This window comes from Butyrivibrio sp. AE2005 (genome assembly GCF_000686965.1).
GTDB classification, from domain to species: Bacteria; Bacillota; Clostridia; order Lachnospirales; family Lachnospiraceae; genus Butyrivibrio; species Butyrivibrio hungatei_A.
In genome coordinates, this window is sequence record NZ_JMMD01000005.1 from 126842 (window position 1) to 139948 (window position 13107).

A 13107-nucleotide genomic window follows, 5' to 3' on the forward strand; every position below is an offset into this window, starting at 1 on the left:
TAAGGAGTGTTATTAGTTTATTATGTTGAATTATTTAATTGTTTTTCTGATATCAATGGTCCCTTTGGTAGAACTCAGAGTAGCAGTGCCTTACGCTATCAAAATTGGACTTCCGGTACTTCCAAGCTATATTATCGCAATTATCGGTAATATGCTTCCGATGCCTTTTATTTTCTTCTTTGCAAGAAAAGTTCTTGAATGGGGAAAAGATAAGCCGATAATTGGTGGATTCTTTACTTTTTGCCTTGAAAAGGGACATAAGGGCGGAGAAAAATTAAAAGAGAAAGCCGGAAATAGCTTGTATTGGGCACTTTTCTTATTTGTAGGAATTCCGCTTCCGGGAACAGGTGCTTGGACAGGCACGCTTGCTGCTTCAATCCTCGATATGGATTTTAAGAAGAGCGTTAAAGCAGTTGTCTGTGGTGTGGTTTTTGCGGGTATTATAATGGGACTTGGAACGAAGGCAGTATTACTTATAGTAAGTTTGTTCTGAACATTTAGTTGAGACAAAGGATTAAACATGGAAGCATACACAGATTTTGCAAATGTATATGACACATTCATGGATGAAACCCCATACGACGTATGGGGTGATTTTGTAGTGGAGCTTTTGAATAAATACGGAGTCACTAAGCCTTTGAAGAATGCAGGATGTCCGACATGTTCAAATGATGAAGCTAATAATACAGATGACAATGAAATTCCTGAACAGTCTGCAAATGACAAGGTGCAGAATGAAAATGAATGCGTTACATGTGAATATACAACTGAGGAAGATACCGAGCAGGCGCTTGAAGAAGAGAAAAATCTTATCGTTGAACTTGGTTGCGGAACAGGTTCTTTTACCCTGAATATGGCAAAGCGCGGCTATGATATAATCGGAATAGATATGTCATCCGATATGCTGGATATTGCGAGAAAAAAGACTGCGGCCGAAGGACTTAATGTCATGTATCTTGAGCAGGATATGAGAGAGCTTGATCTTTACTGTACCTGCGGAACGGTGCTTAGCGTGTGCGACAGCGTCAATTACCTTCTTGAGGATGAGGATGTTATCGAGACATTTAAACTTGTGAATAATTTTCTTTTTCCAAAAGGAGTATTCATATTTGATTTCAATACGCTTCACAAATACAGAGATGTCATCGGTGATGTGACGATAGCGGAGAACCGCGAGGATTGCAGCTTTATCTGGGATAATTATTATCATGACGAAGAGCATATCAATGAATATGACCTTACGATATTTGCAAAGTGCGGCGAGGGAGATGTGTTCAAGCGCTCCGTTGAGACTCATTATCAGAGAGGATATACGCTCGATGAGATGAAGTCTTTTGTTGAAAAAGCGGGACTTAAGTTTATCGCCTGTTACGATGCGGACACCCACGAGGCTCCGACAGAGGAGAGTGAGAGGATTTATATTGTTGCGGGTGAAAACGGCAAAGATGCGATGTAAGTGCATAAAAATTTCGGTAAAAGTAGTGAGCCTGTTCCCGCATTAAAGAGATTTATGGAAGTATTGATATGCAAAGATAAATGCGATAAATGCATAACAGAGAGGATTAATATATGGTTGTAGTATTACTCAGCTATATTTATATATTTTTAATCTGCCTTATTTCGGGAGTGACGATAAGAAAAGTTCTTTCAAGATTTATTCCCATTCCAAGCGAAGAGAGAATCGGTATTACAGGCATTGTTACCACAGGTCTTGTGACGCTTACCGTGTATGCTGAGTGTTTCAGTATCTTTTACAAAGTCGGGGCGGTATGTCATGCCTTGATGCTCATAATTCTTACAATCGGGGCTTATAAGTGTCGCAAGGAAGTAAGCGCGCTTCTTATAAATGTAAAAAAGAGATTCAGGTCAAAAGAGGGCGTTGTTTGTCTTATAATCGTGCTTATATCCGCTTTTTATGCGTCGAGAGGCGTTTTCCACAGGGATACGGGCATCTATCATGCTCAGGCAATCAGGATAATTGAAGAGTATGGTGTCATAAAGGGTATCGGTAATTTCCAGTTGCATTTTGCATATAACAGCTCGTATCTTGCGCTTTGTGCGCTGTTTACGATGAGCTTTATATTGCCGTTTGCACTTCATACAATGACGGGCTTTATCATGGCTCTTTTTACCTGTTATGCCGCTTGCGGCCTTATGAAGTGGACATCTCGCGCTAGCCATACGGCTGATATGGCGAGACTTGCGATAATCATCTATGGCATCACGGCGCTTGAATATCTGCAGTCTCCTGCAACGGACTACGGTGCGATGTACATGGTTCTTTACATCATGTGTGCCTGGATTACGCAGGCAGTTGAGAAAAAAGATGATTCGGAGGATATTCCTGTCTACGGGTATCTTGCGGTTCTTTCTATATTTACGGTCAGCATGAAGCTTTCCGCGGCAGCGCTTGTTGTGCTTGCAGTTCTTCCTTTTATTCTTCTGGTAAAAAAGAAGATGACAAAAGAGACGATTTCTTTTATCGTGATAGGATTTTTATCCTTCCTTCCGTATCTTGTAAGGAACGTGATAATCTCCGGATGGCTCTTGTACCCTGCGGAAGCGATAGATTTGTTTAATGTTGTATGGAAGGTTCCTGCAGAATATATGAAGTTTGATGCCAATCAGATCAAGGTTTGGGGCAGAGAGCTTCAAGATATCACAAGTGTAGAGGAAGGCATAACGGTTGGTATATCCGAGTGGCTTCCAATTTGGTGGGAAAAGAAAAGGTTTTATGAGAAACTTCTTCTCGCGTTTCAGGTGGCGGGAGCGGGGGCGGTGCTTCTTAATCTTATCATCAGGAAAGTTAGAAAAAAGATCCGCGCGGATGTAGCAATGTTCTATATCGCCGTGTTTATCAACATTGCCATGTGGTTTTTTACCGCGCCTTTTATCAGGTACGGACTGGCATTTCTGATGCTTCTTCCGATTTGTGCGGCAATGGATCTTGCAGAGAATATATTTAAGGGGAAAGCGTTCCTTAGATTTGCAATGGTAGCTATCGCAGTTGTATGTTTCGGAAACTGGACGGCTCATTATCTTAAGGTTGATAAGAATCGTTTTTCTGAACATGTGAAAGACGGCTATTATGTAACGCCGATTCCGTTTCCTGATTCTGAGACGGAAAGAATTGATATGAACGGAATAATCGTTTACAACACCGTTCATGAAGACGATGAAGTAAACAGTTATTATAATTGCCCGAGTTCATGCTACGGCGACATGATGAATCGAAGTGAGCCGATAGGTACAACTTTGAAAGAGGGATTTAAAGCAAAGTGACGCGGCGGCACAGCCTTGAGTTAAAGCGAAAGGGCTGAAATAGAACAATACGGGCGTAGAGTGACTAAAACAGACAAAGAAGCATGATTTAGTCACTCAACAGAAGCACGCGAAGAGCAAAATACAGTCGTAGAGTGACTAAATCGAATAAAAAAGTAAGATTTAGTCACTTAACTGAAGCCGCGTGAAGAGCAAATACAGTTGTAGAGTGACTAAAACAGACAAAGAAGCATGATTTAGTCACTCAACAGAAGCACGCGAAGAGCAAAATATAGTCGTAGAGTGACTAAATCAGACAAAAGAGCGCTATTTAGTCACTTGATGAAAATAGCTGTGACTTTAACATGGTGAAAAAAATGACTAAACTCATTAAAAGATGGTGGTTTAGTCATTTTTTGTCTGAAGCAGAATATTTTGGGGTTTATGTAAACTACAGTTTCAATTAAAACTTAAAGTCGAATTATATCTCAAAGTCGCATTAAATCTCAAAATCAAATTAAAACTCAAAGTCGCGTTATATCTCAATCTCACCCTCAAACACAGTAGTTGCGGGGCCTTCCATGATCACGGGAGATTCGGGCTTTTTATCCCAGGAGCACTTGATGTCGCCGCCGAGAACGTGTACGGTAACTTCCGTGTCTGTAAGACCGTTAAGTATGCAGGCAACTGTTGTGGCGCAGCAACCTGTACCGCAGGCAAGAGTCTCGCCTGTTCCGCGTTCCCAGACTCTCATGTGTACGTTGTTTTTGTCATCAATCTTTACAAATTCTGTGTTGGTGCGGTTAGGGAATGCTTTGTGATTTTCGAACAGAGGTCCGACAGCTTCAATCTCAAAAGAAGCAAGATCTTCGCCTTCAGGAAGGAATACAACGCAGTGGGGGTTACCCATTGATACGCATGTCATGTGCCATGTTTTTCCGGCAACTTCAATCGGAACATCTACAGCGAGCCTTCCGTATTTCGGTGAAAGAGCTTCATGTTTTTTATTATCATTCGAAAGAAGTTCATCTGATACTGAAACAGGAACACTTGCAGCATCAAGGATCGGAGCACCCATATCAACTTTGACAGTCTCTACAAGTCCGTCGGATCCGATCTTAAGGTCGATGTATTTCTTTTTACCTGCACTTACTATTGTAAGGGTGGTCTTATCTGTGAGTTTCTTGTCATAGACGTATTTTGCAACGCATCTGATGCCGTTTCCGCACATCTCAGAGCGGGAGCCGTCAGCATTGTACATTTCCATTTCAAAATCAATATCATCGTCCGCAACTGGATTTATGAAGATAATACCGTCAGAGCCGATTCCGAAGTGACGGTCTGAAACCATTTGTGCCACCTTAGATTTTTTCTCGGAAGGAACGTTTTCTTTTCCTCCGTCTACATATACATAATCGTTGCCGCAGCCGTGCATCTTGGTAAATTTCATATTGGGTACCTCGCATTCTGTGTATTATAAAGTAAACCGCAAATGTATTGGCGCTTACTATAGTGCTATCTACATTGTATTATAAGTTCAAAAAGTATGGAATTGGTGCTTTTTATTTTGTAAACGTTGATTAGTGTGCTTTTGTGTGAAGATTGTTTATCAAGAGCAGTGTAGCAGTTTAAGAAAATGCGGGGCATCATCGTAAGATAGAGCAGTGTATCAATATAAGACTGAGTAGTGTATCAGTCGAAGAAAGAGCTTTACTTTTTTGGATTTTTATAGTACATTTTCTCTGTTATTTGTCTTTTTTGAATAATCTAATATGATATCAGGAATGTTGCTTGTTCTTAAGCAGCTATATATTCCCACAATTATAACCTATAATGAACAAATTGTTTAAAATGTCTTTGCGTTGCCAAACTAATGAGTTTAAACGCTTTTATAAAAGCTGAACAGTGGTAATCTCATTGGCGGTTACATAATGAGAAAATTATCTGCTCGCATTTTCAGAAGCTTAGTGATGTATAAAGCATATAAAGTTTGAATACGCAACAGACTTATATGCTACTTGGTAAAAAAATAAAGTGAAGAGCAATAAAATGTATAGGAATTGCGGTTTTTATATGCTTTTCTGAGGTGGGAGTAAGGGAGGATAGCATATAACTTTTTTCATGCTTAGGCTTTTTATATGCCTATTGAATGTGGGAACAGAGGTGAAAAGCATATAACAATGGCAAATCAATTTTGAATTATATGTTTTGTGCGCTTGAATAGGGCGTAATAGGGCAAAGAAGTCTCAAAATCGGAGGAAATATGAAAAGGATAGAAGAGATAGATCAGCAGGAGCAGCTGTTGGAATTGCTTAAAAAAAGAAAAGAAATGTTGAAATACCTGATAAGCGAAAAGGAAAAGGCATTGAAATCAGCGCCGGAAGGGACTCTCAGAGTGCTTAAAAGGCCGAATGGATGGCAGTATTACCGAAGGACTGATCCAAAAGATACGAATGGTATTTACATTCCAAAGAAAAGGCAACGGACTGCGCGTGAGCTGGCGCAGAAGGGATATGACAGAAAGGTTTTGGACTTGGCAAAAGAAGAGCTGGAAGTAATTAAGCATTATGAGGACTTCATAAATACAAAATCTATTAAAGATTTATTTGCTTTAATGATGCCCGGTAGAAAGGAACTTATAACTCCGGTATTTGTTACCGACAAGGAATATATAGAAGCCTGGAGAGGGGAGATATATAAACCTATGGGCTTTGAAGGGGATATGTCGGTATATTGTTCAAATGGTGGAGTAAGACTTAGGTCCAAGTCGGAAATAATCATCGCTAACATGCTTGAACAATTCAAAGTTCCATATCGCTATGAATATCCGATAACACTAAAGGGGATTGGAACGGTTCGCCCGGATTTTATGTGTCTTAATATACGAACCAGAAAAGAGTTTATATGGGAACATTTCGGAATGATGGATAACATTGCCTATGCCAATAAGAATATTGCGAAGATAAATGCTTATGAACAGAGTGGGTTTTATCAGGGGAAAAACATGATCATGACATTTGAAACTTCGCAGTATGCTATTAGCTCTTATGTAATAAAGAATATGATAGAGCAGTATCTTCTATAGCGAATTATAAATAGCTGATTTCATTCCGAAAAGAAAATGTATACAATTATACAAAAAAGTAGTAAACTTTTTCTATATTCGCATGAAAGTGAGGACGAATCGATGTTTAAACCTAACAGTGACTATTTGAAACTTCCCGGAAGCTACCTTTTCAGCACTATCGCAAAGAAGGTTAATGCTTATCAGCAGGCTAATCCGGATAATAAAATAATTAGACTCGGAATCGGAGATGTTACACAGCCTCTTTGCCCCGCAGTAATCGAGGCGCTTCACAAGGCTGTTGACGAGCAGGCCGTAGCCGAGACATTCAGAGGATATGCTCCCGATCTTGGATATGATTTCCTTCGCCACGCAATGGCCGAGAATGATTTCAGAAGCAGAGGATGCGATATCGCCGACGATGAGATCTTTATTTCAGATGGAGCCAAGAGCGATTCCGGCAACATTCAGGAGATCTTTTCACAGGATGCAAAGATTGCGGTTTGCGATCCCGTATATCCCGTTTACGTTGATTCTAACGTAATGGCAGGCCGTACAGGTAATTACGATGAGAATACAGGAATCTGGAGCAATGTGATCTACATGCCTTGCACAGCAGAGAACGGGTTTGCGCCTGAACTTCCCAAGGAGACACCGGATCTTATTTATCTGTGCTTCCCCAACAATCCTACAGGTAGCGCGATCACTAAGGATCAGCTTCAGGTTTGGGTTGACTACGCAAACAAAGTCGGCGCTGTTATCATATTTGATGCAGCTTACGAGGCATATATTTCAGAGGACAACGTCCCTCATTCAATCTATGAGTGTGAGGGCGCCAAGACTTGTGCTATAGAGCTCAGATCTTTTTCAAAGAACGCAGGATTTACGGGACTTCGCCTTGGAGCAACGATTATTCCTCATGATCTTACAGTTGATTTTGAGGGCAAAAAAGTTCAGATGCACAGCCTTTGGGCAAGAAGACACGGAACAAAGTACAACGGAGCTCCTTACATCGTTCAGAGAGCGGGCGAGGCTTGTTACTCAGATGCAGGTAAGGCTCAGATTAAAGATATGGTTGCACGCTACATGAAGAATGCGAACTATATTCTTAACGGACTTAAAGAGGCAGGATACGACGTTTCAGGCGGTGTAAACTCACCTTACGTATGGCTTCGTACACCCGATAACATGACAAGCTGGGAGTTTTTTGACCACCTTCTTGAGAAGGCAAATGTGGTAGGTACACCCGGATCGGGATTTGGTCCCAGCGGAGAGCACTACTTCAGACTTACTGCTTTCGGAAGCTACGAGAACAGCGTGGAAGCGCTTGAGAGAATCAAAAAGCTCTGATCTGTCAGGAAAAAGAGCTGCGAAAAGGAAAGGCATTATTTTTAGCAATGCTCACTAAGTATTTGATAATATGCCCGCTTATCTTCATTGCGGGCTTTATAGATGCGGTAGCGGGAGGCGGCGGACTAGTGTCGCTTCCCGCTTATATGATTACGGGAATTCCCGTACATAACTGCATAGCTACCAACAAAATGAGTTCATTCATGGGAACATCGGTAACTACGGCAAAATATGCACGAAAAGGTTTTATTCCATGGAAGATAGGAATGGTGTGCATTCCTTGTGCACTCGCCGGATCTGCGCTTGGAGCAAAGGCCTCACTTCTTGTTCCCGACAATATTCTTAAGACAATCCTTATGATAATCATCCCGCTCACGGGAATCTATGTTATTACACGCAAAGGAAATCTGGAAACAAATACGGTCCGTTCCGACAAAGCGGCCTTATTTATAAGTGCTTTTGTGGCTTTTTCCATCGGTGCATACGACGGCTTCTACGGCCCCGGAACCGGTGTGTTTTTGATACTTCTTTTGACCTACTTTGCGGGAATGAAGCTTACAACAGCCAACGGACTTACCAAAGTGATAAACTTATCCACCAATATCGCTGCACTTGTGGTGTTTCTGATCAATGGACAGGTACTTCTTCCTCTTGGTGCAGTAGCAGGCCTTTTCAACATTGCAGGCAATTATATCGGAGCTACTTGCTTTGAGAAGAACAGCTCCAAGATCGTCAAACCTGTCATGATCGCGGTATTGTCGATTTTCTTTGTTAAGCTGATGCTTGAGACGGCGTTTTTTGATTGAAAAGAAGTATTCTCAATTTTTGACACCCTACTGATAATACGATAGAATAAATTTTACGTATAAAAGTCAGTGGTATTACTATGCCCTGATCACGAATTTTATTATGAAAAACAGGAGTAACGGATATGGCATTATTGAAAAAATGGCATGATATGGCTTATTCAGAGACTACAGATAAGGGTACCCTCCAGAAATTATGGACAGAGTACTTCCAGAAAGAGCGCGACATCTATGCGCAGCTTTTGAAGAACCCTGATGAGGTTGTTAAGGGAACAGTTAAAGAGCTCGCAGAGAAGTACAAAGTTGACCTTATGACTATGGTTGGCTTCCTTGACGGAATCAACGACAGCCTTAAGGTGCAGAACCCTATTGAAGAGATGGAGGAGGATACTGAGGTTAACCTTGGTTTCGAGAAAGAACTCCTTTACAAGAATATGGTAAATGCCGGCGCAGACTGGCTCTACAACCTTCCTGAATGGGAAGAGATCTTTGATGAGGATAAGAGAAAGGCCCTCTACAAAGAAGAGAAGGCTTCTCACACAATCAGAAAAGAAGTCAAGATCTACCCCAACGATCCCTGCCCGTGCGGAAGCGGAAAGAAATACAAGAAGTGCTGCGGAAAGAACGCATAATTTGGATTCATTTAAGAATAAAGTCAATCCAGTTTAGGAATGATAAAGAAGTAGATGGCGAAAAGGACTACTTTGTGGTCATAAGGCAATAATGTGCAAGATTTTGCGACTTTAAACCGCGGAGTTGAGACCAATCAATTTCGAGTGCCTATGCACGATGAAATTGATGCTTTGGGCTCAATGTAGCGTTTGGTTTAATGGAGCAAAATATTGCACATTATGCCTTGACCACAGAGAAGGCATTTTCACCTTACTAATAAAATAAGCATGGCTGTACCCGGTAGGTATAGCAGAAGGAGCTGAAATGACAAAAGAAGAATATTTAGAAGTTTACCGCCATTCATTGGCACACATTCTCGCTAAGGCTGTTATCGAGCTTTACGGAAAAGAAGTACAGTACGCAATCGGACCTCAGATTGATGACGGTTGCTACTACGATTTTGTACTTCCCAAGGCTGTGACACAGGATGATTTCAAGACCATCGAAGATAAGATGCGCGAGATCATCAAGAGAAGAGAAGATTTTACACGCAAGGAAGTTTCAAGAGCAGAAGCACTTGAAATGTTCAAAGACCAGAAATTCAAGACCGAGCTTATTCAGGACCTTCCTGAAGATGAGATTTTGACGGTTTACTATACAGGCGATGATTATGTTGATCTTTGCCGCGGACCTCACGTAGGTAACTCGCAGGAGCTTATGAACGCAGCTTATCAGATCAAGGCTGTTTCAGGCGCGTATTGGAGAGGTGATGAGAAGAGAGATCAGCTCTCAAGAATCTATCTCTATGCATTCCCAAGCAAGGATGAGCTTAAAAAGCACATCAAGATGATCCAGGAGGCAATGGAGCGCGATCACAAGAAGATCGGTGCACAGCTTGACCTCTTTATGTTTGATGAGACTGCACCCGGTATGCCTTACTGGCTTCCCAGAGGCTGGAAGATGTATCAGGCACTTCTTAAATATTCAAGAGAAGTACAGGAGAGACACGGATATACAGAAATCGCAGCTCCTCTTGTAAATAATAAAAAGCTTTGGCTTATAAGCGGACACTGGGCTCATTACGTAAATAACATGTTCATGGTTCCCGGTGTTTCGGGATGGCTCAAGGCAGATGCCGAGATTCCCGGAGTTCTTGAGAATATCAACGAACCTACAGAAGAGCCTAAGAATATTAAGATTCAGGCAGGTTCTGTTGTTTATAACCGTGAGCAGGACGACACAATGGCTGCAAAGCCTATGAACTGCCCTAATGCGATGATGACATATAAGAGAACAAATCACTCTTATAAAGAGCTTCCTATCCGTTACAGTGAATATGATGTTCTTCATCGTAAAGAAAAGTCAGGCCAGATGAACGGTCTTTTCCGTGTTCAGGAGTTTCGTCAGGATGATGACCATACATTCGTAATGGAGTCACAGATAAAAGAAGAGATTGCCGATGTTATCGCAATCGCTGATGAGATCTACTCAACATTCGGTGTTACTTACAGAGCCGAGTTCTCAACAAGACCTGAAGACTTCATGGGTGATATTGAAGTGTGGAACAGAGCAGAAGCTGCTCTTAAGGAAATCCTCGATGAGAAGTACGGCGAGGGTGGATATGAGATCAACGAAGGTGACGGTGCGTTCTACGGACCTAAGATCGACCTTCAGATCAAGGATGCGCTCGGAAGAGAGTGGCAGTGCGGTACTGTACAGCTTGACTTCCAGCTTCCTCATAATTTTGGCCTTACATACCAGGCGCAGGACGGAACGATGCAGATGCCTGTAGTTATTCACAGAGCTATCTACGGTTCACTTGAGAGATTCATCGGTATCATTATTGAGAACTTCAAGGGAGTATTCCCGTTCTGGCTCAGCCCTTATCAGGTTGGTATCGTACCCATCCGTGTTGAGCACAATGAGTATGCCAAGAAGGTTGAAACTGCTCTTATGAATGCAGGAATTCGTGTTGAGGCTGATTACTCAGACAACAACATGAAAGAGAAGATCAAAAAGTTCAAGAACTACAAAGACCCGTACATCATCGTTGTCGGTGATAAGGAAGCGCAGGAGAATACTGTATCTATCAATGTTCGCGGTTCCAACAAGCAGGTTCAGAATGTTCCTCTCGATGCGCTCGTTGAGATGTGCAAGAAGATGAACGAAGAACATACTCTTGAGCTTATTGACAGTTATGAGGCTTGATAGTTTACATTTTTGGTAAAAGATATTTTGAAGACCTGGCCATGTAATGTGGTCAGGTCATTTAATGAAACGGGGCGTCATGTTTATGAATAAAAAGAAAATTTTATTCAATGTAATACTTGCGGCATCAATGGCATTTGCCATTTTTGTTACTAACGCTCTATGCCTTGAACTGGCGGCAGGAGAGGAACTTAAGGAAGCGACCGGCTGTACTTTTGTCCTTAATCCCGAATTTGTTCCGGCCGGAGTTAAAGGCTATTATGTAAATAAGTACAGACCTATGGAATCATCTTCCGTAAGCTATGTTGTTCACAATAACAGCAACGATTTTATGCTTACAAACAGGGAAAAAGCTGAGCAGGCAAGCGGCGAAAAGACTATAGACAGCTTGGCTAAGCTTGATAAGCATAAGTACGAAACTCTTGTTTCGGCCGGTTATGCGGCACAATATGGAGGAGATGTAGGTTTTAAAGTGGAATCTTTTGAACGCATAGAAATAGACGGCTATCCCGGTTACAAGATAGACGCCCACTATGAACCCGAAGGCTCTCAAGCTGTTTATCAGACTGTGTATATTATCAGATCCAAGTATCGTACGTTCACAATAACCTATCAGAGAGCTGCCGACGATGAATGCGAAGAAAGCTTTCAGATAAGCGCAAGTACGATAAGAGTTCACTAATATACTCTAAAAAAAATCAGATATAAGCCGCAGTATAATTCTCGGCTTTCACAAGTATTTCATCCGTAAAAAGTCTTACCTGCAAAAGATCCCGGTTATCGGGATGATTTGATGCATCGTCAAGCATACTAAGCATTATATCTATCTGAACATCTTCACATGTTCCGCGAAGAGACTCATATTTGTTTCTGATTTCCTGACGCATTTTTCCAAGACAAAAGAATGAACCCAGAAAATTATTGTCAGCAGCGAGCCATGCTCTGGCATTTTGCTCAAGAACTTTATGGTACGCGTAGCTGTCACCCAAACCACATGTGCCGAAGAAAACAACGTTTTTGCCATGCAGAGAGGAGATAAGGTCAATTATCTCCAGGCTGCATGAACCTCTGTTAATCCAGAAACCTATAAAATAAAGCTCTGCATCCAGAGTCCCGTTCCATGATCTTATGTCCACAAGCGCTTTATCATCTTTTGGACAAGCTATGGCATTATAAATTTCTTTTGCCAGCATAAGGGTGTTTCCTGTTTCACTGGCGTAAACTACCAGATATTTTTTCATGTTAAGCTTTCTTCTTAAATTCTGTCATACATTTGGGACATCGAACCATAATGTTTCCGGCGCCCCTTGGTATGCGTATCTTTTGTTTGCACTGCGGGCAGGTATAAATGTGATAGTGTCTGTACTGTATAATTTTGTTGTGTTTCTTTCCGAAGAATAAACGGATCTTTTGTTCGGCCTTGATAAAACTCTCATTTTCTTTGTATCTCTTAGTGATATTTTTCGATAAAAGCCTGAAATATGAGTAGATCAATAACGCAAAGGCAACATAGTATAAGAAACCAAATGGTGAACAAAGCGAGACGATCAAAGCTATTACTGACAATATCAAAAGAAACCTTGTGAGTTTGTCCATTCCGTAGGAACCGTAACGTCCTTGGAAAAATTGGGAGAAAATATTTCTCATTTTCGGTCTCCTTATTATGAAATTATATACAAAAGTCGGTGTAAAAAAACTTCACCGACATCATAATTGTACTGTCAGAATGCTATATATACAATGAACTTAAGGGGAAATTATTATAAAAAAACGATAAAACAGCGACTTTCAGGACCTTTATGTTCA

11 protein-coding genes are annotated in these 13107 nt (G+C 41.3%); 9 read left to right on the forward strand and 2 right to left on the reverse strand.

Translation table 11 applies throughout. The features are described 5' to 3' along the window. Window positions 1–22 precede the first annotated feature (22 nt). From DL92_RS0106335 to DL92_RS0106345, 3 genes are all read left to right on the forward strand, one after another. Entirely contained in the window at window positions 23–493 is a 471-nt protein-coding gene (locus DL92_RS0106335) for a COG2426 family protein (RefSeq protein WP_176756622.1), read from the forward strand. 27 nt (window positions 494–520) lie between these two features. Beyond that, a complete protein-coding gene (locus tag DL92_RS0106340) occupies window positions 521–1456 on the forward strand; it encodes a class I SAM-dependent DNA methyltransferase (RefSeq protein ID WP_026667222.1) in 936 nt (311 codons plus the stop codon). A 113-nt stretch (window positions 1457–1569) separates the two neighbouring features. Beyond that, window positions 1570–3282, forward strand: coding sequence for a DUF8201 family protein (locus tag DL92_RS0106345; RefSeq protein WP_026667223.1), 1713 nt, complete (start codon window positions 1570–1572; stop codon window positions 3280–3282). Between the two features lie 514 nt (window positions 3283–3796). On the opposite strand, the gene dapF is transcribed toward DL92_RS0106345, so the two are convergent. Further along, the gene (gene dapF, locus DL92_RS0106350; protein ID WP_026656849.1) at window positions 3797–4711 is read right to left on the reverse strand and encodes a diaminopimelate epimerase; all 915 of its coding nucleotides are present in this window, start codon (window positions 4709–4711) and stop codon (window positions 3797–3799) included. Between the two features lie 813 nt (window positions 4712–5524). Between dapF and DL92_RS0106355 the strand changes: the two genes are divergently transcribed. The 6 genes from DL92_RS0106355 to DL92_RS0106380 all read left to right on the forward strand — a co-directional run bounded on the left by DL92_RS0106355 (window position 5525) and on the right by DL92_RS0106380 (window position 11983). Next, on the forward strand, window positions 5525–6346 hold the full coding sequence (locus DL92_RS0106355; RefSeq protein WP_026656850.1) for a hypothetical protein: 822 nt from the start codon (window positions 5525–5527) through the stop codon (window positions 6344–6346). A gap of 102 nt (window positions 6347–6448) precedes the next feature. Continuing rightward, window positions 6449–7675, forward strand: coding sequence for an LL-diaminopimelate aminotransferase (locus DL92_RS0106360; RefSeq protein WP_026667224.1), 1227 nt, complete (start codon window positions 6449–6451; stop codon window positions 7673–7675). Between the two features lie 47 nt (window positions 7676–7722). Continuing rightward, the gene (locus DL92_RS0106365) at window positions 7723–8481 is read left to right on the forward strand and encodes a sulfite exporter TauE/SafE family protein (protein ID WP_026656852.1); all 759 of its coding nucleotides are present in this window, start codon (window positions 7723–7725) and stop codon (window positions 8479–8481) included. Window positions 8482–8606: 125 nt separating this feature from the next. Next, window positions 8607–9113 (forward strand): SEC-C metal-binding domain-containing protein, encoded by a 507-nt coding sequence (locus tag DL92_RS0106370; RefSeq protein WP_026656853.1) that lies wholly within the window; start codon window positions 8607–8609, stop codon window positions 9111–9113. 304 nt (window positions 9114–9417) lie between these two features. Next, on the forward strand, window positions 9418–11301 hold the full coding sequence (locus DL92_RS0106375) for a threonine--tRNA ligase (protein ID WP_026656854.1): 1884 nt from the start codon (window positions 9418–9420) through the stop codon (window positions 11299–11301). An 85-nt stretch (window positions 11302–11386) separates the two neighbouring features. Next, on the forward strand, window positions 11387–11983 hold the full coding sequence (locus DL92_RS0106380; RefSeq protein WP_026656856.1) for a hypothetical protein: 597 nt from the start codon (window positions 11387–11389) through the stop codon (window positions 11981–11983). A 16-nt stretch (window positions 11984–11999) separates the two neighbouring features. Here the strand turns inward: DL92_RS0106380 and DL92_RS0106385 are convergent, their stop codons facing one another. Then, window positions 12000–12542 (reverse strand): flavodoxin family protein, encoded by a 543-nt coding sequence (locus DL92_RS0106385; protein WP_026656857.1) that lies wholly within the window; start codon window positions 12540–12542, stop codon window positions 12000–12002. Between the last annotated feature and the right edge of the window lie 565 nt (window positions 12543–13107).

Coding starts and splice junctions, on each gene's coding strand:
- DL92_RS0106335 (WP_176756622.1), top strand. CDS start 23: ATGTTGAATTATTTAATTGTTTTTCTGATATCAATGGTCCCTTTGGTA.
- DL92_RS0106340 (WP_026667222.1), top strand. CDS start 521: ATGGAAGCATACACAGATTTTGCAAATGTATATGACACATTCATGGAT.
- DL92_RS0106345 (WP_026667223.1), top strand. CDS start 1,570: ATGGTTGTAGTATTACTCAGCTATATTTATATATTTTTAATCTGCCTT.
- dapF (WP_026656849.1), bottom strand. CDS start 4,711: ATGAAATTTACCAAGATGCACGGCTGCGGCAACGATTATGTATATGTA.
- DL92_RS0106355 (WP_026656850.1), top strand. CDS start 5,525: ATGAAAAGGATAGAAGAGATAGATCAGCAGGAGCAGCTGTTGGAATTG.
- DL92_RS0106360 (WP_026667224.1), top strand. CDS start 6,449: ATGTTTAAACCTAACAGTGACTATTTGAAACTTCCCGGAAGCTACCTT.
- DL92_RS0106365 (WP_026656852.1), top strand. CDS start 7,723: ATGCTCACTAAGTATTTGATAATATGCCCGCTTATCTTCATTGCGGGC.
- DL92_RS0106370 (WP_026656853.1), top strand. CDS start 8,607: ATGGCATTATTGAAAAAATGGCATGATATGGCTTATTCAGAGACTACA.
- DL92_RS0106375 (WP_026656854.1), top strand. CDS start 9,418: ATGACAAAAGAAGAATATTTAGAAGTTTACCGCCATTCATTGGCACAC.
- DL92_RS0106380 (WP_026656856.1), top strand. CDS start 11,387: ATGAATAAAAAGAAAATTTTATTCAATGTAATACTTGCGGCATCAATG.
- DL92_RS0106385 (WP_026656857.1), bottom strand. CDS start 12,542: ATGAAAAAATATCTGGTAGTTTACGCCAGTGAAACAGGAAACACCCTT.